Genomic DNA, 22,000 nt, shown 5'->3' with positions numbered 1-22,000 from the left:
CAATTTATCCGCGATAGATCAGCCGCGAAGCCTTTTCATTGCGCAATGTCAGGTGTTCCATGCCCTGCCCCGGCGCGTCGGCTTCGTCCCGGGCCTTGAGGATGACGCTGTGGTGCGGCGACTTGTTGCACACCGGGTCGGCGTTGCTCGCGTCCCCCGTGAGCATGAACGCCTGGCAGCGGCAGCCGCCCAGGTCCTTATGTTTTTCATCGCAGGAACGGCACGGCTCTTTCATCCAGTCATCGCCACGAAACCGGTTGAAACCGAAGGAGTCGTTCCAGATGTGTTCGACGCTGTGCTCGCGCACATTGGGGAACTGCACCGGCAGCTGACGCGCGCTATGACAAGGCAACGCCGTACCGTCCGGGGTGATGTCGAGAAACAGGTTGGCCCAGCCATTCATGCAGGTCTTGGGGCGCTCTTCGTAGTAGTCCGGGGTGACGAAAATCAGCTTGCACGGGTGGCCCTCGGCCTCAAGCCGCTGGCGATACTCGTTGGTGATGCGCTCGGCGCGCTGTAATTGTTCGCGGGTCGGCAACAGGCCGACGCGGTTGAGTTCGGCCCAGCCGTAGAACTGGCAGGTCGCCAACTCGACGAAATCCGCCTCCAGCTCCAGGCACAGTTCGATGATCTGCGCGATCTGGTCGATGTTGTGCCGATGGGTAACGAAGTTCAGCACCATCGGGTAGCCCTGGGCTTTCACCGCCCGGGCCATGGCCAGTTTCTGGGCGAAGGCCTTGCGTGAGCCGGCGAGCATGTTGTTGACCGCTTCGTCGGCGGCCTGAAAGCTGATCTGGATGTGGTCCAGCCCGGCGACCTTGAAGTCGCGGACCTTCTGCTCGGTCAGGCCGATACCCGAGGTGATCAGGTTGGTGTAGTAACCCATGTCCCGCGCGGCCTTGATCAGCTCGGCCAGGTCCTGGCGCACCAACGGCTCGCCACCGGAAAACCCCAGTTGCGCGGCGCCCATCTCCCGGGCCTCGCGGAACACCCGGATCCACTCTTCCGTGCTCAACTCCTCACCCTGTTGGGCGAAATCCAAGGGATTGGAGCAATACGGGCATTGCAGCGGGCAGCGATAGGTCAGCTCCGCCAACAGCCACAACGGTGGGCCGGGTTGCTGCTCGATCGCGTTCACAGGGCGATCCCCCGGTGCCAGACCCGCTCGGCGGTGACCGTGTGATACGGCGGGCGGTCCAGCTCATAGGCCATACTCATCGCGTCGAGCATGCTCCACAGCACATCAAGCTTGAACTGCAGAATCTCCAGCATGCGCTGCTGGCCCTCGACCGTGACGTAATGCGCCAGGGTGATGCACAAACCATGCTCGACATCGCGCCGGGCCTGGCTCAGGCGCGTACGGAAATAGTCGTAACCGGCCGGGTCGATCCATGGGTAATGGCTGGGCCAGGCGTCGAGCCGAGACTGATGGATCTGCGGTGCGAACAGTTCGGTCAGCGAACTGCTGGCCGCTTCCTGCCAACAAGCACGGCGGGCGAAATTGACGTAGGCGTCCACGGCAAATCGCACACCCGGCAGCACCAACTCTTGCGAGAGAATTTGTTCGCGATCCAGCCCCACCGCTTCGCCCAGACGCAACCAGGCTTCGATGCCGCCTTCGCTGCCGGGGACTCCGTCATGGTCGAGAATCCGTTGCAGCCATTCCCGCCGCACGTCGCGGTCCGGACAGTTGGCGAGGATTGCCGCGTCCTTCAGGGGAATGTTCACCTGATAGTAGAAGCGATTGGCGACCCAGCCCTGGATCTGCTCGCGGGTGGCGCGCCCGGCGTACATGGCTTGGTGGAATGGGTGGTGGATGTGGTAATAGGCGCCTTTGGCGCGCAGGGCCGCTTCGAATTCAGTGGGGGTCATGGGAGTGTCAGTCATTGCGGTTCTCCGGGGAATAACCGTTGGGTTCTGCGATGAGGCCATCCGCTACAGCTCAATACTCATGCCGTCATAAGCCACTTCAATCCCCCGCCGTTCCAGCAACGCCCGCTCGGCCGAGTCTTCGTCGAGGATCGGGTTGGTGTTGTTGATGTGGATCAGCACCTTGCGCTGGCGATTGAAGCCCTCCAGCACTTCGAGCATCCCGCCGGGACCGCTTTGCGGCAGGTGGCCCATTTCGCGGCCCAGGCTCTGGCCGACTTCACATACGCGCATTTCATCGTCGCGCCACAGCGTGCCGTCCAGCAGCAGGCAATCGGCGCGCTGCATCCAGCTCAATACCTCGGCGTCGACCTGCCCCAGACCCGGCGCATAGAACACCGATGCTCCGTTGCGCAGGTCTTCGATGAACAGGCCGATGGTGTCCCCCGGCTGCGGGTTGCCACGGTTGGGGGAATACGGCGGTGCGTTGCTGACCAATGGAATGGCGCGAAATTGCAGGTGTTGGCAGGCTGCGATGCTGAACGGCTCACGGTCCAGTTCGATCGGTTGCCACTGCAAACCACCGTTCCAGTGCTTGAGCATGGTGAACAACGGGAAGCCGCTGCTCAGGTCTTCATGCACCCGCTCGGTGCACCAGACCGAATGCGGGCAGCCTTCGCGCAGGCTCAACAGGCCGGTGCAATGGTCGATCTGACTGTCCAGCAGGACCACGCCGGCAATCGCCGTATCACGCACGCGGCGGGCCGGTTGCAGCGTCGGGAAGCTTTCGAGTTGGGCGCGGATGTCTGGTGAAGCATTGCAGAGTATCCATTCCACACCGTCGTCGCTCAGGGCAATGGACGACTGCGTACGGCGTTGCGCACGCAGGTTGCCGTGACGCATCGCCGCGCACTGGCGGCAGTTGCAGTTCCATTGCGGAAAACCGCCGCCGGCGGCGGAACCGAGAACGCGGATGTGCATGGCAGGCTCCAGAAAGCAGGCCCGGCCAACGCGACGGCTGACCGGGCGATCAATCAACGGTTGGCGAAATACATCGTCACTTCGAAGCCAATGCGCAGATCGGTAAACGCGGGTTTATGCCACATGGGTCATTCCTCTTCTTGTGCCGGACGATTCCGGTGGAGCCATTAATGCACGGGGCGCCGACTGCCCGAATGCTACTTTCGAAGGAGGTGGCGGCGTGCGTTGGTAGGGGGTGTTGCAAGGCCTTCAAGCACACACAGAACCAATGCGGGAACGGGCTGATGTGGCGAGGGGGCTTGCCCCCGTTGGGTCGCGAAGCGGCCCCAAAACCTGAAGTTCCGGGGACTGCTCCGCAGTCCAACGGGGGCAAGCCCCCTCGCCACATCAGCCCGCTCCCACATTTGGTTTGTGCTGTGCTTATGGGGTTAGAAGAACCCCAGCGGATTGATGTCGTAGCTCACCAGCAGGTTTTTGGTCTGTTGGTAATGGTCGAGCATCATCTTGTGGTTCTCACGGCCGACACCGGACTTCTTGTAGCCACCGAACGCGGCGTGGGCCGGGTACAGGTGGTAGCAGTTGGTCCAGACGCGCCCGGCCTTGATCGCCCGGCCCATGCGGTAGGCGCGGTTGATGTCGCGGGTCCACAGGCCCGCACCGAGGCCGAACTCGCTGTCGTTGGCGATCGCCAGGGCTTCGGCTTCGTCCTTGAAGGTGGTGACACCCACCACCGGGCCGAAGATTTCTTCCTGGAACACGCGCATTTTGTTGTGGCCCTTGAGCAGCGTCGGCTGGATGTAATAGCCGCTGGACAAGTCGCCTTCCAGACGCTCGGCCGCGCCACCGGTGAGCAGTTCGGCGCCCTCCTCCTGGGCGATTTTCAGGTACGAGAGGATCTTGTCGTATTGCTGCTCGGACGCCTGGGCGCCGACCATGGTCTCGGTGTCCAGCGGGTTGCCGCGCTTGATCTTGACGATCTTCTTCATCACCTCGGCCATGAACGGCTCATAGATCGATTCCTGCACCAGTGCCCGCGACGGACAAGTGCAGACTTCGCCCTGGTTGAAGAACGCCAGCACCAGGCCTTCGGCGGCTTTTTCGATGAACTGCGGTTCGGCGTTCATGATGTCTTCGAAGAAGATGTTCGGCGACTTGCCGCCCAGCTCAACGGTGCTTGGAATGATGTTCTCGGCTGCGCAATGCATGATGTGCGCGCCCACCGGGGTGGAACCGGTGAAGGCGATCTTGGCGATGCGCTTGCTGGTGGCCAGCGCTTCACCGGCTTCGCGACCGAAGCCCTGGACGATGTTCAGCACGCCGGCCGGCAGCAAATCGGCGATCAGCTCGGCGAACACCATGATCGACAGCGGTGTTTGCTCGGCGGGTTTGAGCACGATGCAGTTGCCGGCAGCCAGGGCCGGGGCGAGTTTCCACGCGGCCATCAGCAGCGGGAAGTTCCACGGAATGATCTGCCCGACCACGCCCAGTGGTTCGTGGAAATGATAGGCGGTAGTCAGTTCGTTGATTTCAGCGGCACCGCCCTCTTGAGCGCGGATGCAACCGGCGAAGTAACGGAAGTGGTCGGCGGCCAGCGGCACGTCAGCGTTGAGGGTTTCGCGCACGGCCTTGCCGTTGTCCCAGGTTTCGGTGACGGCGAGGATTTCCAGGTTCTGTTCGATGCGGTCAGCGATTTTCAGCAGCACCAGCGAGCGGTCCTGCGCCGAGGTTTTGCCCCAGGCATCAGCGGCGGCATGGGCGGCGTCGAGAGCCTTTTCGATGTCGGCGGCGCTGGAGCGCGGGAATTCGGCGATCACTTCACCGGTGACCGGTGAGGTATTGGTGAAGTACTCGCCATTGACCGGGGCGACGAACTCGCCGCCGATGAAATTGCCGTAGCGCGGTTTGAAGGAAACGATGGCGCCAGGTGTTCCGGGTTGTGCGTAGATCATGATGGGCCTCTGTCTGGGTCGATGCCTGTCAGGCCAACAGGCGATGAACCGATAGTAGAGAGCCCCGCCTGTCAGACGAATGCGCCGTTGGCAGGGGGACTCTCGTTATTTGGTAGTAGAAGGCGCCGCTGTGTCAGCGGCTTTTGTGGCGAGGGAGCTTGCTCCCGTTCGGCTGCGAAGCAGTCGTAAATCCAAACGACTCGGTTGGGGCCGGGAACGTTGGGGGCGGCTTCGCAGCCCAGCGGGAGCAAGCTCCCTCGCCACAGGTCATTCATCGCCACTCAGGTTGTGGTTGCCAGGGTTAGTGCTTGGCAACCAGGTCCTTCGGCAGCTTGAAGGTCCACAGCATGCCGCCCTGGTTGAAGTCCTTGATGCGCTTGGCCACTTCGCCGCCCCACAGCGGTACCGCGCCGCCCCAGCCGGAGAGCACCGAAACGTATTGTTCGCCATCCATTTCCCAGGTGATAGGCGAGCCTAGCACGCCGGAGCCGGTCTGGAATTCCCAGACTTTCTCGCCGGTCTTGGCATTGAACGCCTGCAGGAAGCCTTCAGGCGTGCCGGTGAACACCAGGTTGCCCTTGGTGGTCAGCACCCCGCCCCACAACGGCGCGAAGTTCTTGTGGCGCCAGACTTCCTTGCCGGTTTTCGGGTCGATGGCGCGCAGCACGCCGATGTAGTCTTCATTCAATGGCTTGATGGTGAAACCGGCGCCGAGGAACGCCGCGCCTTTTTTATAGGCGATGCCTTCGTTCCAGATGTCCATGCCCCACTCGTTGGACGGCACATAGAACAAGCCGGTGTCGCGGTTGTAGGCCATCGGCATCCAGTTTTTCGCCCCCAGGAACGCCGGCGCTACAAACACCGAACTGCCTTTGGCCTCGGAGCCCGGTGCACCCGGACGGCTGTCTTCGTTGTAGATCGGCCGACCGTTTTTATCCAGGCCACTGGCCCAGGTGATCTTGTCCACGAACGGGAAGCCGCGGATGAATTTGCCGTTGGTGCGATCCAGCACATAGAAGAAACCGTTACGGTCCGCGGTGGCCGCGGCTTTGATTTCCTTGCCGCCTTCGTTGTAGTTGAACGACACCAGTTCGTTCACGCCGTCATAGTCCCAGCCGTCGTGAGGGGTGCTCTGGAAGTGCCATTTGATCGTGCCGTCGTCCGGGTTCAGCGCCAGGCGCGAGGACGAGTAAAGGTTGTCGCCAGGGCGCAGGTGCGAGTTCCAGGGTGCCGGGTTGCCGGTGCCGAACAGCAGCAGATTGGTTTCCGGGTCGTAGTAGCCGCCCAGCCACGGCGCCGCGCCGCCGGTTTTCCACAAATCGCCCGGCCAGGTCTTGCCCGCTTCGCCGCCGGAGATGCCGTTCTCTACGGCCTTGCCGTCTTTGTAGACGTAACCCATGTGGCCTTCGACCGTTGGCCGGGTCCACAGCAGATCACCGTTTTTCGGGTCGTAGGCTTCGATCTTGCCCACCACCCCGAACTCGCCACCCGCCACGCCAGTGATCAGTTTGCCGTTGATCACCAGTGGCGCGGCGCTGATGGAGTAGCCTTCCTTGTGGTCGGCGACTTTCTTGCTCCATACCACTTTACCGGTGTCTTTATTCAGGGCCACGAGCTTGGCGTCGAGAGTGCCGAAGATCACCAGGTCGCCATACAGCGCCACGCCACGGTTGATCACGTCACAGCACGGACGGATGTCATCCGGCAGGCGCGCGTCGTATTGCCAGAGCTTGCGGCCGGTGCGCGCATCCACGGCGAACACCCGTGAGTAGGAACCGGTCATGTACATCACGCCGTCCTTGATCATCGGCTGCGCTTGCTGACCGCGCTGTTTTTCACCGCCGAACGAAAAGGCCCAGACCGGGCGCAAGTCTTTCACGTTGTCGACATTGAGGGTGTCCAGCGGGCTGTAGCGCTGACCCTGGACGCCCAGGCCATTGGTGACGACCTGTTCCGGATTCTTCGGATCCTGGAGGATGTCTTGATCGGAGACTGCGGCCATTGCCTGGCCGGACAACAGCATGGCACTGAGCAGCACGCTCAAGACGAAGGGTTGGCGACGTGCGGGTTGGGTCATGACGGCTACCTCTGCGGTTTTTGTTATACCCGGGAAATTTTCCCGGTCTGGTGCAGATTCTTGGGCGCCGCCGCCCTTGCAACAATTGCCCGCAATGCGGAGATTTCTAGTTCCTTGGTAGCGGGTCGGATGATGCCAATCAACGAAGGCTCACCACAAAGGATGCGTCGTATCTGAGATGGACTACTGATCCTTGCCGGAATCCACCCGCGTCATCTGCGCGCGCTCATAGCGCGGGTACAAATGGCTGACGCTGCGGATCAGCTCATAACGGCTCAGGTTGATCCCGGCGAAACGTTCAGGAATGGGGCTGCGGATCATCTCGGCCATGTCGCTGCCGTTCGCCGCACCCTCGCGCATGAGTTGATCGAGCCAGGAGAGGTAATCGCGCATTTGCTCGAACGGTTTGCTGTCCGTTGCCACGGGGCCATGACCGGGGACGATCAGCGTCCACGGCAGCCCCTGAAGCGTGGCGATATCCGCCAGCCACACCGACAACCCCGGGCTGTTCGGCGTGGTCAGGGCCCGTTGATAAAACACCAGATCCCCGGCAAACAGCACGCCGGTTTTCTGGTCGAGAATAGCCAGATCCGCGCCGGTGTGCCCACCCAGACTCAGCAGCCGCAAATCGTGGTTCCCAAAACTTTGCACGCCTGGCGTCAGCGTCTGCGTCGGCAACACCACTTCGGTGCCGCGCATCCAGTCACCCACCAGTCGATACATGTTCTCGGCCATCGCATCACCCTGTTGATGCAACAGCTCGGTGGTGCCGGCCAGTGCACCAATCGGCACGTCGACGAAGGCCTGATTGCCCAGCACATGGTCGGGATGGTGATGGGTCAGCAACACCTGGATCACCGGTTTATCGGTGGTTGTGGCAATCGCTTTGCGCAGGGCCTCGCCGTAGCGCTTCGATGGCCCGGTGTCGATCACCACCACCCCTTGCCCGGTGACGATGAACGCGGTGTTGACGATGTTGCCGCCGTTGTTCTTGGCGAAGTTATCGGTGCTGCCCTCAAGCAGCCAGGTGTCTTCGGCAATCTGTCGGGGCTTGAGTGCGTAATCGGGATCGGCCAGGGTCGGCAGGCTCACACAGATGAACAACAACAGCATCCAGCGCATCACACGCTCCTTGGGTCAGGGTATGGCCGCATCGAATTGATTGCCGCTGTTGTCGCGCAGTATCAGGCGCGTCTGCCCCGCACCTTCGATGTCGAAAGCCAGGTTGGGGTTTTCGCTGACCGCCGGGAACAGCTCCAGACGCGCCAGTACCCGGTCGTCTGAGTCCCGCAGCTCGGCCTGGTTGAGGAAAAATTCCGGGATGCCGCTGACCATGCCGTTGTCCATCGGATGCGCCACTTGCAAACGCACGCGACTGAACTCACCACGGGGATAACGACCGCCAAGCACTTCGCCGATGTGTTCTTCCCAGCCCGGCTGGGTGCGCACCACGCTCGGCGCCGTGCAACCGCCGCCCGCCGCGTCGATCAGGGTCGAGCCGACATGCCACAGCCCGTCGCGAGTCAACACCGCCGCGCGCAATGGCGTGGCCTGTTCAACGCGGATGCGGATCGACAGCCAGGGCAGCACACCGGTCAAAGGCTCGAAGTCGACGATTTTCGGCAGCGGGTTGAGTTCGGCCCAGGCAAGGATTCGCACCACTTCGCCCTTGAACGCCCGAGCGTCGATTTCCAACGGCACTTGCCGGGCGTCTTCGGCGAACGGCGGTGCCAGCAGCTTGACCCGCTCGTCGAACACGAACGGTGCGTCGCCAAGCATCTGCTTGTGATAGAACGCCCACATCACCGACGGCACCGGATCGACCTCAACCGCCTGCGCGGCCAAGGGCAACCAGCAGGCCAACAGCCAACGCGCGCGCCAGTTCATTGTTGATACATCTCGGGCACGTCATAGCGCAGGCCGTAATGGGCATAAATGCTTTTGAGCGTGCCCTCGCGAATCAACGTTTCCAACGCCTCTTCCACGGCATAGGCCAGTTGCCGGTTGCTTTCATGCACCGCCATGCCGATCTCCCAGCGTTGCTTGCCCATGTTCGGGTAGGCGTTTTCCGCCAGCGCCACTTGCGGGTCGGCGGCCTGATGCACCTGCCAGTCGATCTCGCCGCGCATCGCCATCACCGCGTCGACTTCACCGGCCTTCATCGCGGCAAACGCCTGGGGCACGCCGGGGTAATGGTGGGTCTTGGCGGCAAGCATGCCGTTGAACACCGAGGTCAGGTAAAACGAGGGCACGCTGTCGACTTCGACGCCAATCGGGTGCTGCTGGAACACCGCGACGCTGGCCACCGAGTCCAGTCGACGACGGTCATACGCCACCTGCCATTGTTCGGTCTGGTACGGCCCGAACATCACCACATGGCCGTTCTCCAGTTCGCCCAGCTCATTGCGTTTCTGTGAGTAATCGCGGTCGTAGGGGACGCGCATCATCAGGTCGGCCAGTTGCTGATTGTGCAGCTGACTGGCCCGCCAGATGTAATCGCGCAGGTCGTCGTCGAGCTTCTCCCCGGCGGGTGCCCAGATCAGTTTCAGGCTTACCCCCATGGCCTTGGCCAAGGCCTGGGCGAGTTCGACATCGACTCCGCGAGGCTGGCCGGCGTCCTCGAAACTGTAGGGCGCGAAGTCCTTGTAGACCGCGACTTTCAGCTCGGCGGCGGCGATCATTTCGTCATAGGTCCGGACCTGTGCCTGCGCTGCCTGGCAGCACAACCACACAGCGCTGATCAACACCGCGAGCAGGCGCATGGGTCACTCCTCGACGTGCACGCTGTCCAGGTAGGTGCGTACCGCCCACAAGGCTTCCTGACTCAAATAGTCAGCCATCTTCGGCATGTACACTCGGCCATCACGCACCGCGCCATGGCGCACCCGTTCGACGAACCACTCGTCACCGGCTTCGGCGACGTCGAGCTTGCGCAAGTCAGGGGCGATGCCGCCGGACTTGGCTTCCAGACCATGACAGGCCGCGCAGTTCTGGTTGTAGGCCGAAGAGCCGATTTCCAACGCTTTATCGTGCTCCGGAGAGGAACGATACGGGTTCACCGCCGCCCAACCATCGGCATCGACCTGCACACCGGCATCCTTGATCGGGGTCAGTCCCTTGGTTTCGACGGCCTGGGGTACCACGTTGCCGTGGGCCCAGACGGAACCTGCGCTGATGAAGCCGGCCAGCAGTCCGGCAACGAGCAAGGCGTTGCGTTTTGTTGTCATTGTTATGCCCTCAAGATTGCACGCAGAACCTCTTTACAGAGGCTATGGCAGCCATCTTAGGAACGGCTTCGCGCCAACCCCATGCTGCTTTGGTGGTCGCGGCCTACTCCCTTGGTAGTAGGGCTTGCGGCGAACAGTCCGGGGGCGTTCTGGCGCCGTTACTACCTTGGTACTGGCTCATCGGTACTTTCTGCATATTTCCCCGACCGACCGGGGTTCCTATGCTGGCGCTACCTGTGATGGAGTGCCTTATGCGCCAGCTCGCCCCTTATGCCTTGATCTACCTGCTGGCGATTGCCTGCGCCGCCGGGTTGGCGACCCAGAGTCAGGCGGCGGATGCTCCGTTGCAGGTGCGGATCGGCTACCTGGGGTATCGCCCCGATCCTGGGCCATTGCTGTCGAACGTTATTCCTGAACCGACCGATGCCGGCCTGCGGGGCGCTGAACTGGCAATCATCGACAGCAACAGCACCGGGCACTTTCTCAACCAGCGCTACGAGTTGGTCAGCGCCAATGTCGACAACCCCGACGCCTTGCTCGAAGCCGCCAAAGCCCAGCACCAACAAGGCCTGCGCCTGTTTGTGGTGAATGCGCCGGCGCAAACCCTGCGCCAGCTCAGCGCGGTGCTGCCCGACAGCCTGCTGTTCAATGCCGGCAGCCCGGATGACAGCCTGCGCAGCACCGACTGCCTGCCGAACGTGCTGCACAGCCTGCCGAGCCGCGCGATGCTGGCCGATGCACTCGCGCAATTTCTGGTGCTGCGCAAATGGCAACGGGCGCTGCTGATCGTCGGCCCCACCGCCGACGATCAAGCCTATGCCGCCGCCCTGCGCCGGGCGGCGAAACGCTTCGGCCTGCAACTGGTGGCGGAAAAAGCCTGGAGCTTTGATAACGACCAGCGCCGCAGCGCCCAGGCCGATATGCCGCTGTTCACCCAAACCGCCGAGTACGACGTAGTGCTGGTCGCCGATGAACGCGGAGATTTCGGCGAGTACGTGCCCTACCAGACCTGGTACCCACGGCCGGTCGCCGGCACCCAGGGCCTGACCCCGGTGGGCTGGCACAAGACCGTGGAAACCTACGGTGCCGCCCAGTTGCAAAAACGCTTCGAAGCCCTGGCCGGGCGCTGGATGAACGATCGGGATTTCGCCGCCTGGATGGCGGTGCGCAGCATTGCCAGCGCGGTGGGCAAACTGCGTCAGGCCGATGCCATGGCGATTCGTACGCTTGAAATCAGCGAGCAATTGCCGCTGGACGGCTTCAAGGGTCGCAAGCTCAGTTATCGGCCATGGAACGGTCAGTTGCGCCAGCCGATCCCCATCGTGCAACCCAGGGCGCTGGTCAGTACGTCGCCGCAAGACGGCTTCCTGCACCCCTTCAACGAAATGGACAGCCTGGGTTACGACAAAGCCGAGGTCAGTTGCCGCTTTCCCTGAAAGCTCTACCACCACAACAATAAGGAATCTGCCATGCGCCGCACCCTGCTTTCATGCGCTCTACTGCTCGCCGCCGGGCATGCGGCGGCCAGCACCGCCTGGGTCTCCAACGAAAAGGACAACAGCCTGAGCCTGATCGACATGCAGACCCTGCAAGTCACCGACACCCTGCCCGTCGGCCAGCGCCCGCGCGGCCTGTTGCTGTCCCACGACAACAAGCTGCTGTACATCTGCGCCAGCGATTCGGACCGGGTCCAGGTGATGGACGTCGCCACGCGCAAGATCATCAAGGAACTGCCTTCGGGCAAAGACCCCGAACAATTCGCCCTGCACCCCAACAATCGCTGGTTGTATGTCTCCAACGAAGACGATGCGCTGGTGACGGTGATCGACACCGAAACCTCCAAGGTGCTCGGGCAGATCAACGTCGGCGTCGAGCCCGAAGGCATGGCCGTCAGCCCCGATGGCAAATGGGCGGTGAACACCAGCGAAACCACCAACATGCTGCACTGGATCGACACCAGCACCCAGACCCTGGCCGACAATACGCTGGTGGATCAGCGGCCGCGTTTCGTCGAGTTCAATCCCGATGGCTCGCAGCTTTGGGCCTCGGCGGAAATCGGTGGCACGGTGACGATTCTCGATGTCGCCAGCCGCAAGATCCTCAAGACCCTGAGTTTCCAGATCAAAGGCGTGCACCCGGACAAAGTCCAGCCGGTGGGCATCAAACTCAGCGCCGACGGCAAGTACGGCTTTGTCGCCCTCGGCCCGGCCAACCATGTGGCAGTGATCGACGCCAAGACCTTCGAGATTGTTGATTACCTGCTGGTGGGCCGACGGGTCTGGCAGATGGCGTTCACCCCGGATCAACGGCAATTGCTGGCCACCAATGGCGTCAGTGGCGATGTGTCGGTGATCGATGTCGACACCCTCAAAGTCAGCAAATCGGTGAAGGTCGGGCGCTATCCGTGGGGCGTGGTGGTGACACCATGAACGCCCTTGAGGTCAGCGACCTGAGTTTCGCCTACGGCCCGCGCGAGGCCTTGCGCCAAGTGAGTTTCAGCTTGGCACCGGGGCGTTTTGCGGCGCTGCTTGGGCCCAATGGCGCGGGCAAATCCACCCTGATCGCCCTGCTCACCCGCCTCTATGATCTGCAACGCGGTGATATCCGGGTTGGCGGCTGCTCGTTGCGCGACGCGGCACGCCCGGCGCTCAAGCAATTAGGGGTGGTGTTTCAGCAAAGCACGCTGGATCTGGACCTCAGCGTCGAGCAGAACCTGCGTTATCACGCCGCGCTGCATGGTCTGTCCCGACGCCAGACCGGGCTGCGGGTCGACGCTGAGCTGGCGCGTCAGGCCCTGACCGAGCGCCGTCGCGAGCGGGTCCGCGAACTCAATGGCGGCCATCGTCGGCGGGTGGAAATCGCCCGCGCGTTGCTGCACGAACCACGCCTGTTGTTGCTTGACGAGGCCAGCGTCGGCCTCGACCCGGCCAGTCGCCTGGCGCTCAATCAGCACATCCGCAGCCTGTGCCGCGAGCAAACCATCAGCGTGCTCTGGACCACTCATTTGCTGGATGAAGTGCAACCCAGCGACGACTTGCTGATCCTGCATCAAGGCCGTTTGGTCGCCAGCGGACAAGCTGATGCGCTGAGCCTGGAACATGGCGGCGACCTCGATTCGGCCTTCGCTCGCCTGACCACCTCGACCCCTTCAGGAGCAGTCAGCAGATGAACGCTTACTGGCAATGTTTCAGCGGTATCGTGCTGCGCGAATGGCTGCGCTTCGTGTTGCAGCGCACGCGGTTTCTCAGTGCGCTGGTGCGGCCGTTGCTGTGGCTGCTGGTGTTCGCTGCCGGGTTCCGCGCGGCACTGGGCATCGCCATCATCGAGCCCTACGACACCTACATTCCCTATGAGGTTTACATCATCCCCGGCCTTGCCTGCATGATCCTGCTGTTCAACGGCATGCAAGGTTCGTTGTCGATGGTGTATGACCGGGAGATGGGCAGCATGCGCGTGCTGCTGACCAGCCCCCTGCCCCGGACCTTTCTGCTGTGCAGCAAATTACTGGCGACGTCGCTGATTTCGTTGTTGCAGGTGTACGCCTTCCTCGCGATTGCCTGGCTGTACGGCGTGCAACCGCCGGCCATGGGCCTGTTGCTGGCGTTGCCGGCGTTGCTGCTGGTGGCGTTGATGCTCAGTGCGCTGGGCCTGTTGCTGTCCAATGCGATTCGCCAACTGGAGAACTTTGCCGGGGTGATGAATTTCGTGATCTTCCCGCTGTTTTTCCTGTCGTCGGCGCTATATCCGCTGTGGAAAATGCGCGATTCCAGCGAGTGGCTGTATTGGCTGTGCGCCTTGAACCCGTTCACCCATGCGGTGGAGCTGGTGCGCTTCGCGCTGTACGAACGCTTCAACCTCTTGGCGCTGGCGGTGTGCGCGGGGCTGACGCTGGTGTTCGCCCTGCTAGCTGTGCTCACCTTCAACCCGCAACATGCGGCCTTGCGTAAATCCGGCTGACTACTCCGAACGATAAAAAACAGGACAAAATTACTACTTTGGTACTGGTTTACCTGTCTATCGTCGCATTCACAACGCATCGCTACTGGCATGTAATGGGTTCATAACTATAAGGACTGACCCCTATGCCGCGTGCCCGACGTGTTCTGTTGCGCCCTTCTCTCGCTGCGCTGTCGCTGAGCCTGTTGCTGGGCACCGCACAGGCCGAAACAGCGCTGTTCTCCGCCGACGGTTATCGCATCGGCCTGTACCGCAGCCCGACCCCGACTCAGCTCCAGGGCGCGAGCATCATCGACACGCCCGCCCTGCAAGACCTGCTCAAGCAGACACCCCCGCCGGTGCTGATCGACGTCTACCGCCGACAATGGCTGCAAGGCCGCTTCATTGAAGACCAGCCCCACGAAAACCTGCCCGGCAGCCATTGGTTGGCCAATACCGGTGACGGCGATCTGACGCCCGACTGGCAAGACTATTTTGCGCGTAACCTGAACACATTGACCGCTGGCGATCACACGCAACCGTTGGTCTTTTACTGCCGTTCCGATTGCTGGTTGAGCTGGAACGCGGTAAAACGCGCTGCTTCCATGGGCTATAAAACACTGTATTGGTACCGCGACGGACTGGATGCCTGGCAAGCGGCGAATCTGCCCGTGACACAGGCGAAGCCCGAGCCTTTTCCCTGACTTGAGCATTTGCGTGTTGTTGCCACACCCTGAAAAAAAATAATGAGGTGAAAGGCCATGTACAAAATTCTGATTGCCGACGATCACCCGCTGTTTCGCGAAGCCATTCATAACGTCATCAGCGACGGTTTCCCCGGCAGCGAGGTCATGGAAACCGCCGACCTCGACAGCGCCCTGGCCCTGACCCAGGAAAACGACGACCTGGACCTGATCCTGCTCGACCTGAACATGCCCGGCATGCACGGCCTCAATGGCCTGATCAACCTGCGCAACGAGGCGCCGACCATTCCGGTGGTGATCGTCTCGGCCGAACAGGACAAGCAGATCGTGCTGCAAGCCATCACCTATGGCGCGGTGGGGTTCATCACCAAGTCCTCGCCACGGGCGCAGATGACCGAAGCCATCCAGCAGATTCTCAATGGCAATGTGTACCTGCCGCCAGACATCATCCGCACGCAAAAGAGCGGTGCCAGCCGGCGCATGAGCGAGACCCCGAGCTTCCCGCCGGAGCTGCTCCAGGCGCTGACCCGCAAACAGCTGCTGGTGCTTGAACGCATGACCAAGGGCGAGTCGAACAAACAGATCGCCTACACCCTGGAAATCGCCGAAACCACGGTCAAGGCCCACGTCTCGGCGATCTTGCGCAAACTCAATGTGCACAACCGGGTGCAGGCGATATTGAGTGCCGGGGATATTGATTTCGGGTCGTATCTTCGGCGGTAACTGCCCGGTTTGAAAGCTGACCTGTGGCGAGGGAGCTTGCTCCCGCTCGGCTGCGAAGCAGTCGTCAATCCAGGCGACTCGGTGGTTTGTAAAGGGCCGCTTCGCGCCCCAGCGGGAGCAAGCTCCCTCGCCACAGGTTCGGTGTTATCTGGATGGGCCGAGCAAATGACTCATCGCCGTCTTGAGCTTCATCGGCCGCACCGGTTTGTGCATCAGGGTGTGGCCCAGTTCGCGGATCTGTTGCTTGAGTTCGTTGCTGTAGTTGGCGGTGATCATCATCGCCGGGATCGCCGAAGCGCGACGGGCGTTGATGCGGGCCACGGCGTCGACACCGTTCTGCTCGTCATCCAGGTGATAGTCGGCGATCAACAGGTCGGCTTCGGCGTGATAATTATCCACTTGCCGCGCCAGATCCTCCTCCGACAGCGCCGTAACCACCCGGCAGCCCCAACCTTCGAGCAAGGTGCGCATCCCGGCACAAATTGCCGCGTCGTTGTCCAGCACCCACACCCGTGCACCGCGCAGGCGCTCGAGCATCGGTTCACTCATCAACAAACTCGGCAATGCCTTCGGCGCCGTGGCGCTCAAAGGCACTTCGACGGAAAACATCGAGCCCTTGCCCGGCCATGAACGCACGTGAATCCGGTGGCCAAGAATACGCGCGATTTTCTCGACGATCGCCAGGCCCAGCCCCAAGCCGCGATCTTGATCGGGGCGCTGTACGTCACCGCGTTTGAACTCCTGAAAAATCTCCTCCAGACGGTTCTCGGCAATGCCCATGCCGCTGTCCCAGACTTCGATGGTCAGCCGCTGGTGATGGCGCCGGCAACCGAGTACCACCCGCCCGCTGTAGGTATAGCGGATTGCGTTGCTCAGCAGGTTGCGCAGGATCCGCGCGAGCAATTGAATGTCACTGCGCACCAGCGCCGAACACGGGATGAAATGCAGCTCGAGGCCTTCACTGCGGGCCACTTGGGTGTATTCGGCGGCCAGGTTTTCCAGCAATTCGCTGAGGGCGAACGGCGCAATGTCGGCCTTGATCACCCCGGCATCCAGTTTGGAAATGTCCACCAGTGTGCCCAACAGGTTTTCCACGTCTTCCAGGGAATTGCTGACATTGCGCACCAGATTCTCGTTGGCCACCGGTTCCCGGCGCTCCAGCAACGCGCTGGTAAACAATCGCGCGGCGTTGAGCGGTTGCAGCAGGTCGTGACTGACGGCGGCGAGAAATTTGGTCTTCGACAGGTTGGCCTGCTCGGCCTCGAGCTTGGCCTCGCGCAAGCGTGATTCCACGCGGCGGCGCTCGTCGATTTCGCGCAATAGCTGGTCATTGAGGGTGGTCAGTTCGGTGGTGCGTTCGCGTACCCGCAACTCAAGGTTCTGATAGGCCTGATGCAGCGCCTCGGCGGTGCGGCGGCGCTCGGTGATGTCGCGGATCAACACGAAAATCCCCACCACTTCCCCGCTGGCCAGGCGGTTGGGCACGTAGGAGCGCAGCATGTAGCGCTCCTGATTGTTGATGTTGGTTTCGGCGAACTCGAACGTCACGCTCTCGCCGGCCAGGGCACGAGCCACATAGGCCTCGAGGCGCTGATAGTGCTGCTCGCTGTGCACTTCGCGCAGGCTCTGCCCGAGCATCACGCCCCGGGGCCAGCAGTACCATTCTTCATAGACTTTGTTGGTGAACTCATAGACCAGATCGGCATTCAGGTAGGCGATCAGCGCCGGCACATGGTCGGTGATCAAGCGAATCCAGCGCTCGCTTTCGCTGAGGGCTTCGGCGTGCTGATAGCGTTCGGTGATGTCGGTGAAGGTGTTGACGAAGCCGCCGGTGGGCAACGGATGGGTGCGGATTTCCAGGACCCGGCCATCGTAGAGGCGCTGCTCGCATTCCTGCACGTACCGCCCGTTGGCATCGCGACTGGCCGGGGTCAGCAGGTTCAGCTCGCTGTCGGCGATCACTTCGGCGAACGGCCGATGAGCCGCCACCGGGGCCAGGCCACTGAGTTCCAGGAAGCGCCGGTTCCACAACTCCAGAATGCCCTCGGCGTTGACCATCGCCACCCCTTGGGACAGGTTGTCGACCGCCCGTTGCAATAGGTGCGATTTCTGCGCCACCGCCTGCTCGCGGCGCAGGGTTTCGCTGAGTTTGACGTCGGTAATGTCGGTGAACAGGATCACCCGCCCGCCTTCCTGGGTCGGCCGCTCGCTGACTTGCAGCCAACGGCCATTGTGCAGGCGATAGAGCAGGCTTTCGTCGACAGGCGACCGGGGTTCTTCACTGAACAACCCGGTCGAAGTCATCAACCGTTTGACCTCACTCAGGCGCATGCCCGCGTTGATCCGTACCCGGCTGTTACCCCAAAACGCCTTGAAACGGCTGTTGAACAGCACGATCCGCTGCTCGGCATCGAACAGCACAAAAGCGTCGGAGATGCTTTCAATGGCGTCGATCAAGTGTTGATGGGCGGTTTCGGCCCGTAGCCGCGCTTCGCTGAGCAAATGGTTGCCAGCCTTGAGTTCGGCCATGGCCTGGTTCAGGGCGTCGGTGCGCTCACGCACCTGTTCGGCCAGCACCACCGAATGCTGGAACGCCGCATACGGGTCGTTGCCCCGGGTGATACCGGACTCGATGCGTTCGATCAACGCGTCATTGATGCGCTGCAATTTTTGGTTCTCGTGCCGCAGGCTGGCGATTTGCGCCTGAAGGTCAGCGCTGTCCAGGGGCGCGTCCTCGGGCAATGGCAACCCCGGTGAAGGTCTGGTTGATGTGCATGCCATTGAACTGTTCTCCGTAGGTGTTGAAACCCATCACCCGCTGGTCCCGCAAAAACGCGCCGATCTGCTCGAGACTGCCGGCGTCCTCCAGTTCCAGGCGCCGGAGAAAACAGTCACAGCCGATGGTCAGCAACAAGTCCCCGAGACGCTCGCGCAAGCCCTCGAACAAGCCTTGCAGATTCGGCAGCATGGGGCCGGGTTTCATGACGGTGAGGACGATGCCGTTTTCCACCGCACAGTAGAAACTCAGGCTCAGGTCTGGATGAACCTGCTGGATCGCCCGCACGTAATACTGATCGTTGATCCGCACCGCCAACGGGTGTGCGGCAAAGGTCCGGTAATCGAGGTCGGCCACCGGCACGCCGATATGCCGGGCGTACTCCTCGGCGGCCGGTTCGGCGTTGAGTTCGAATACCCGGCGCGAAGTGCTGTCGGCAGCGGTGACCACCAGTTTTTCGGCCCTGGGCAGGATGTGGTGGGTGGTGAAGACTTCAAAGTCCAGCCAGGTATTGACCAGCACCACCACCGCCGCGCCGCTGTGAAACTCGCCGCCGAAATACACATGAGTGTGGGTCAGGTAATTGTCGTCGCCGGCCGAACCGCCGAAATGCGGAATATCGCCCAACGCCGCGCTCAAGGCAGCGAGCACCATTTCTTCACGACTGGACAAGCCATCGAGCAGGGTCAGGGCGAAGCTGTTGCCCTTGATCGGCGCCAGGGTATTGCTGCGACAACCGCTGACCAGGCGCTCGACCATTTGCTGGGCATCGATCAGGCTGAAATGCTCCATCTCATCGATCAGTTCGGTAGAGATGGAAAAGTGCCGATGATCGAAGCCCACCGCGGTCACGCAGCTGCGGCCATAACCTTGGGGGGTGATTTCGCCGGCACTGGTGCAGCCCACCAGCCGAATGCCGCCGAAGCTCTGCTGCAACGCCTGCCCCAGCGCCTGCAAGTCGTACTCGGCGGAACAGAAGAACAGCACGAAGCCCAAATGCGGGTGCAAGAGTTGTCGCGCCAGATCCTGCGCCGCTTGCTGGGCATCGATGGCCTGGGACATGGCACTGACCACACCGTCGCTCTGAACCTGCTGCATCGTCGCCCCTCGCCTGTAAGAGGCTCGAGTGTACGAAGCCTGCGGGCGGCGACGAATGCTACTTGGGTAGCGGGTGGGTGGTTCGATGGGATGAGAATGGTGGCCTGATCAATGGGTGACTAGCGCAATTGTGGCGAGGGAGCTTGCTCCCGCTGGACTGCGAAGCAGTCCCCCGAATACTGGCCGATGCGCGACCAGGATCGGGGCCGCTGCGCGACCCAACGGGAGCAAGCTCCCTCGCCACAGGCAAGTCCCCTCGCCACAGCAAGCTCCCTCGCCACAAGGAGTGGTTAGTCAGCTCCTACCAGGTCAACACCGCCCCCACCGCAAACGTATCGGTGTTTTCATTCTGGGCGCTGGTGTCGTGGCCGTTGATTTCGAACTGGTTGTACTCGGCCACCAGCTTGAGGTTGTCGTTGACGTCATGGAACAGCGCAACGCCGCGAGTCTCATAATCGGCGCCGCTGCCGACCACGCCGTTACCGTCGTCCTTGGTCTTGCCATAAGACAAGGCCAGGCGGTTCTTGCCCAGTTTGTAGGAGCCCTGCAACAGGTAACCGTTGCTGTCGACATTGCGCAGGGTCGGTTCACCGGCATTGTTGGTGAAGAACGGGTTAATGCCTTTGGCCTGGAAACCGGAGCCGGTCAGCGACAGCCCGCCCATCTTCGCCTGCAAGCCATAGCCGACGCCTTTGGAGGTGACGGACCCGACGCTGGAATCGGTGTTGTCCGAGGTCTGGTAGCTGCCGTTGAGCCAGCTGTAAATCTTCGCCCCGCCGAGGTCGAACTGATAGGTGATCTCGCTCTCGGTGCGCGGGTTCTTCTGGTACGCCTTGCCGGTTGCGCTGCTGTCGTTGGTGTCGACCGGGTCCATGATCCCCACCGCCACCCGCAAGCCGTCCATCATCGGGGTGCGATAGGTAATCTGCGAGGTCGGGAACGGGTACGGATAACCGCTGCCGATGTTGCCGAACGACACCCCGCCGCCGTCCACCAGGCCCAACGTATCGCTGACCTGACCGTAACCAGAGAGCAGTTCGTCGAGCAGGATGTTGGAACGGGCAAACAGGCCGAAGTCTTTGCCGATCAGCACCTCGCCCCATTCCGGGTTGGCCACCGTGCCGTAGAACTGCCGCACGTCAATGGCGGTGTTGGTGCCGTTGGTTTCGCTGTCGTTGATGGTCACCCAGAACGAGGCCCGGGCGCCGAGCTTGAGGTCATCGACCTGTTTGCCCATGTTGAAACCCAGATAGTTAGGCAAAAAACCCATCTTCACCCGCGCCTGGCGCCGGTCGTACTGATCGCCGGCCCGGTCCACGTTGCTATTGACGTAGAAGGCGTTGATGTAGCCATCGGTGGAGAATGTGGTCTGGTCCTTGTCGTACAGCATGATCTCGGCCTGGACCATCGAGCTCAGGCCCAGGGATGACAGACTAACGATGAAAGCCGGCAAGAAACGATGCTTGAAATTCTTATTGTTGTGCATGACGCGCTCCGCTACGGGGACTTGATGTCGGAGGCGATTATCGAAAGCGGACAGGCGGCGTCATACGCTGCCTTGGAGGCGGTTGTCAGGTGCTTTGGGGTGGCCGGTAGCGCGCGGCAAATTCGGTGTAAGACCGCCCGTCGGCCAGGCCCGAAACTTAGGGTGTAAGCCTGCGGGCCACACAGGCGTCCACAGGAACCGGTGCGCGCTAGGCGAGCGCTCTAAACAGCATGTAAACGGCAACCACCACGCAGACGCTGGCAAAGCCGATCTGCAACCCTCGGGCCGGCACCCGCGCGCAGAGTTTTCGGCCGAGGATCATCCCGACGATGCTGGCGACAATGAACGACACGCCCAAACCATCGATCCGCACCCCGGCGTGAAACGCGCCAATCACCCCGATGATCGAGATCAGGCTGATCACCATCAACGACGTGGCGACGATCCCGCGCATCTGCACATCGGTCAGTTGCTTGAACGCAGGCACTATCAGAAAACCGCCACCGACCCCGAGCAACCCCGAGACCACACCAGTGACCGCGCCGAGTGCGGCGAGGGTCGCGGTGCATTTGGCGGTCCAGGAAAAACGCCCGGTCTGCTGATCGAGCATGCAGTTCTTCTGGCCCCAGTTGGCGTGGCCGTGGTCGCTCGGACCGGTGTCGAGCTTTTCCGGGCGCAGCATCCGCCAGGCCACCATGACCATCAGCAGACTGAACAGGATTTTCAAGATCTTTTCCGGCAACTGATGAGCGAAGTAGATACCCACCGGCGAAAACACCGCGCCGAGCAAAGCAATCAACAGCGCCGCGCGATAGCGCACCAGACCATGGCGCAGACCGTCGACCGCACCGATCGCCGCCGCACTGCCCACCGCGAACAAGGCGACGGGCGCCGCCTGGGTCATGGTCAAACCCAGCCCGAGCACCAGGGCCGGCACCGCAAGAATACCGCCACCGGCGCCAGTCAAACCGAGCACCAGGCCCATGACCAGGCCAAAAAAACTTGCCAACAACATAAAACACTCATGATCCGCGAAAAAAGGCCGGGGACGCCCGGTATCGATTGAGTGACAGGATAGAGCCCGCACAGTTTTTTTCATTAATTGAATTGATGCGGGGCTGGTCAACGCAGGGAAAATGAAACTACCCTCAAGGCTTGTCCAAACAGAAACAGC

20 protein-coding genes are annotated in these 22,000 nt (G+C 61.7%); 6 read left to right on the top strand and 14 right to left on the bottom strand.

Going from position 1 to position 22,000, the window contains the following annotated elements; all coding sequences use genetic code 11:
* Window positions 1-4: 4 nt before the first annotated feature.
* The 10 genes from pqqE to pedF form a co-directional block, all read right to left on the bottom strand.
* Entirely contained in the window at window positions 5-1,138 is a 1,134-nt protein-coding gene (gene pqqE / locus AC07VO_RS24180; protein WP_086946235.1) for a pyrroloquinoline quinone biosynthesis protein PqqE, read from the bottom strand.
* Entirely contained in the window at window positions 1,135-1,887 is a 753-nt protein-coding gene (gene pqqC / locus AC07VO_RS24175; RefSeq protein WP_086946234.1) for a pyrroloquinoline-quinone synthase PqqC, read from the bottom strand. Before pqqC ends, pqqE begins: the two co-directional genes overlap by 4 nt.
* A gap of 48 nt (window positions 1,888-1,935) precedes the next feature.
* Window positions 1,936-2,850, bottom strand: coding sequence for a pyrroloquinoline quinone biosynthesis protein PqqB (pqqB, locus tag AC07VO_RS24170; RefSeq protein WP_018929701.1), 915 nt, complete (start codon window positions 2,848-2,850; stop codon window positions 1,936-1,938).
* A gap of 53 nt (window positions 2,851-2,903) precedes the next feature.
* Entirely contained in the window at window positions 2,904-2,975 is a 72-nt protein-coding gene (gene pqqA, locus AC07VO_RS24165; protein ID WP_081499480.1) for a pyrroloquinoline quinone precursor peptide PqqA, read from the bottom strand.
* A 303-nt stretch (window positions 2,976-3,278) separates the two neighbouring features.
* The gene (gene exaC, locus AC07VO_RS24160) at window positions 3,279-4,799 is read right to left on the bottom strand and encodes an acetaldehyde dehydrogenase ExaC (protein WP_019648895.1); all 1,521 of its coding nucleotides are present in this window, start codon (window positions 4,797-4,799) and stop codon (window positions 3,279-3,281) included.
* Window positions 4,800-5,100: 301 nt separating this feature from the next.
* Entirely contained in the window at window positions 5,101-6,876 is a 1,776-nt protein-coding gene (locus AC07VO_RS24155) for a PQQ-dependent methanol/ethanol family dehydrogenase (protein ID WP_018929703.1), read from the bottom strand.
* 183 nt (window positions 6,877-7,059) lie between these two features.
* Complete coding sequence (locus AC07VO_RS24150) at window positions 7,060-7,998, bottom strand: quinoprotein relay system zinc metallohydrolase 1 (RefSeq protein ID WP_018929704.1); 939 nt, start codon at window positions 7,996-7,998, stop codon at window positions 7,060-7,062.
* Between the two features lie 15 nt (window positions 7,999-8,013).
* Window positions 8,014-8,763 carry a quinoprotein dehydrogenase-associated SoxYZ-like carrier gene (locus AC07VO_RS24145; RefSeq protein WP_086946233.1) on the bottom strand — a complete coding sequence of 250 codons (750 nt, stop codon included), beginning with the start codon at window positions 8,761-8,763 and terminating at the stop codon, window positions 8,014-8,016.
* Window positions 8,760-9,638, bottom strand: coding sequence for a substrate-binding periplasmic protein (locus AC07VO_RS24140; protein ID WP_086946232.1), 879 nt, complete (start codon window positions 9,636-9,638; stop codon window positions 8,760-8,762). Before AC07VO_RS24140 ends, AC07VO_RS24145 begins: the two co-directional genes overlap by 4 nt.
* 3 nt (window positions 9,639-9,641) lie before the next feature.
* A complete protein-coding gene (pedF, locus tag AC07VO_RS24135; RefSeq protein WP_018929707.1) occupies window positions 9,642-10,103 on the bottom strand; it encodes a cytochrome c-550 PedF in 462 nt (153 codons plus the stop codon).
* A gap of 251 nt (window positions 10,104-10,354) precedes the next feature.
* Between pedF and AC07VO_RS24130 the strand changes: the two genes are divergently transcribed.
* The 6 genes from AC07VO_RS24130 (at window position 10,355) to AC07VO_RS24105 (ending at window position 15,466) form a co-directional block, all read left to right on the top strand.
* Window positions 10,355-11,539 (top strand): ABC transporter substrate-binding protein, encoded by a 1,185-nt coding sequence (locus tag AC07VO_RS24130; protein WP_086946231.1) that lies wholly within the window; start codon window positions 10,355-10,357, stop codon window positions 11,537-11,539.
* A gap of 33 nt (window positions 11,540-11,572) precedes the next feature.
* Window positions 11,573-12,532 carry a YVTN family beta-propeller repeat protein gene (locus tag AC07VO_RS24125; RefSeq protein WP_086946230.1) on the top strand — a complete coding sequence of 320 codons (960 nt, stop codon included), beginning with the start codon at window positions 11,573-11,575 and terminating at the stop codon, window positions 12,530-12,532.
* Window positions 12,529-13,272 carry an ABC transporter ATP-binding protein gene (locus AC07VO_RS24120; protein ID WP_064618312.1) on the top strand — a complete coding sequence of 248 codons (744 nt, stop codon included), beginning with the start codon at window positions 12,529-12,531 and terminating at the stop codon, window positions 13,270-13,272. The genes AC07VO_RS24125 and AC07VO_RS24120 overlap by 4 nt, the downstream gene beginning before the upstream one ends.
* The gene (locus AC07VO_RS24115) at window positions 13,269-14,060 is read left to right on the top strand and encodes an ABC transporter permease (protein ID WP_064618314.1); all 792 of its coding nucleotides are present in this window, start codon (window positions 13,269-13,271) and stop codon (window positions 14,058-14,060) included. Before AC07VO_RS24120 ends, AC07VO_RS24115 begins: the two co-directional genes overlap by 4 nt.
* 125 nt (window positions 14,061-14,185) lie before the next feature.
* Window positions 14,186-14,743: a PQQ-dependent catabolism-associated CXXCW motif protein gene (locus AC07VO_RS24110; RefSeq protein ID WP_064618316.1), complete on the top strand. Its 558-nt coding sequence runs from the start codon at window positions 14,186-14,188 to the stop codon at window positions 14,741-14,743.
* Between the two features lie 57 nt (window positions 14,744-14,800).
* On the top strand, window positions 14,801-15,466 hold the full coding sequence (locus AC07VO_RS24105; protein WP_064618318.1) for a response regulator transcription factor: 666 nt from the start codon (window positions 14,801-14,803) through the stop codon (window positions 15,464-15,466).
* 144 nt (window positions 15,467-15,610) lie between these two features.
* Here the strand turns inward: AC07VO_RS24105 and nahK are convergent, their stop codons facing one another.
* From nahK to AC07VO_RS24085, 4 genes are all read right to left on the bottom strand, one after another.
* A complete protein-coding gene (gene nahK, locus AC07VO_RS24100; protein ID WP_372240827.1) occupies window positions 15,611-18,247 on the bottom strand; it encodes a hybrid sensor histidine kinase/response regulator NahK/ErcS' in 2,637 nt (878 codons plus the stop codon).
* Window positions 18,177-19,340: a nitric oxide-sensing protein NosP gene (gene nosP / locus AC07VO_RS24095; protein ID WP_019648886.1), complete on the bottom strand. Its 1,164-nt coding sequence runs from the start codon at window positions 19,338-19,340 to the stop codon at window positions 18,177-18,179. The genes nahK and nosP overlap by 71 nt, the downstream gene beginning before the upstream one ends.
* A gap of 301 nt (window positions 19,341-19,641) precedes the next feature.
* Window positions 19,642-20,826, bottom strand: coding sequence for a porin (locus AC07VO_RS24090; RefSeq protein WP_086946228.1), 1,185 nt, complete (start codon window positions 20,824-20,826; stop codon window positions 19,642-19,644).
* A 208-nt stretch (window positions 20,827-21,034) separates the two neighbouring features.
* Window positions 21,035-21,841 carry a sulfite exporter TauE/SafE family protein gene (locus tag AC07VO_RS24085; protein ID WP_086946227.1) on the bottom strand — a complete coding sequence of 269 codons (807 nt, stop codon included), beginning with the start codon at window positions 21,839-21,841 and terminating at the stop codon, window positions 21,035-21,037.
* Window positions 21,842-22,000 lie beyond the last annotated feature (159 nt).

Source organism: Pseudomonas sp. GW821-FHT03E01 (assembly GCF_059420765.1).
Note: the sequence above shows the minus strand (reverse complement) of the source record. Positions and strands in the feature narration are given on the sequence as shown.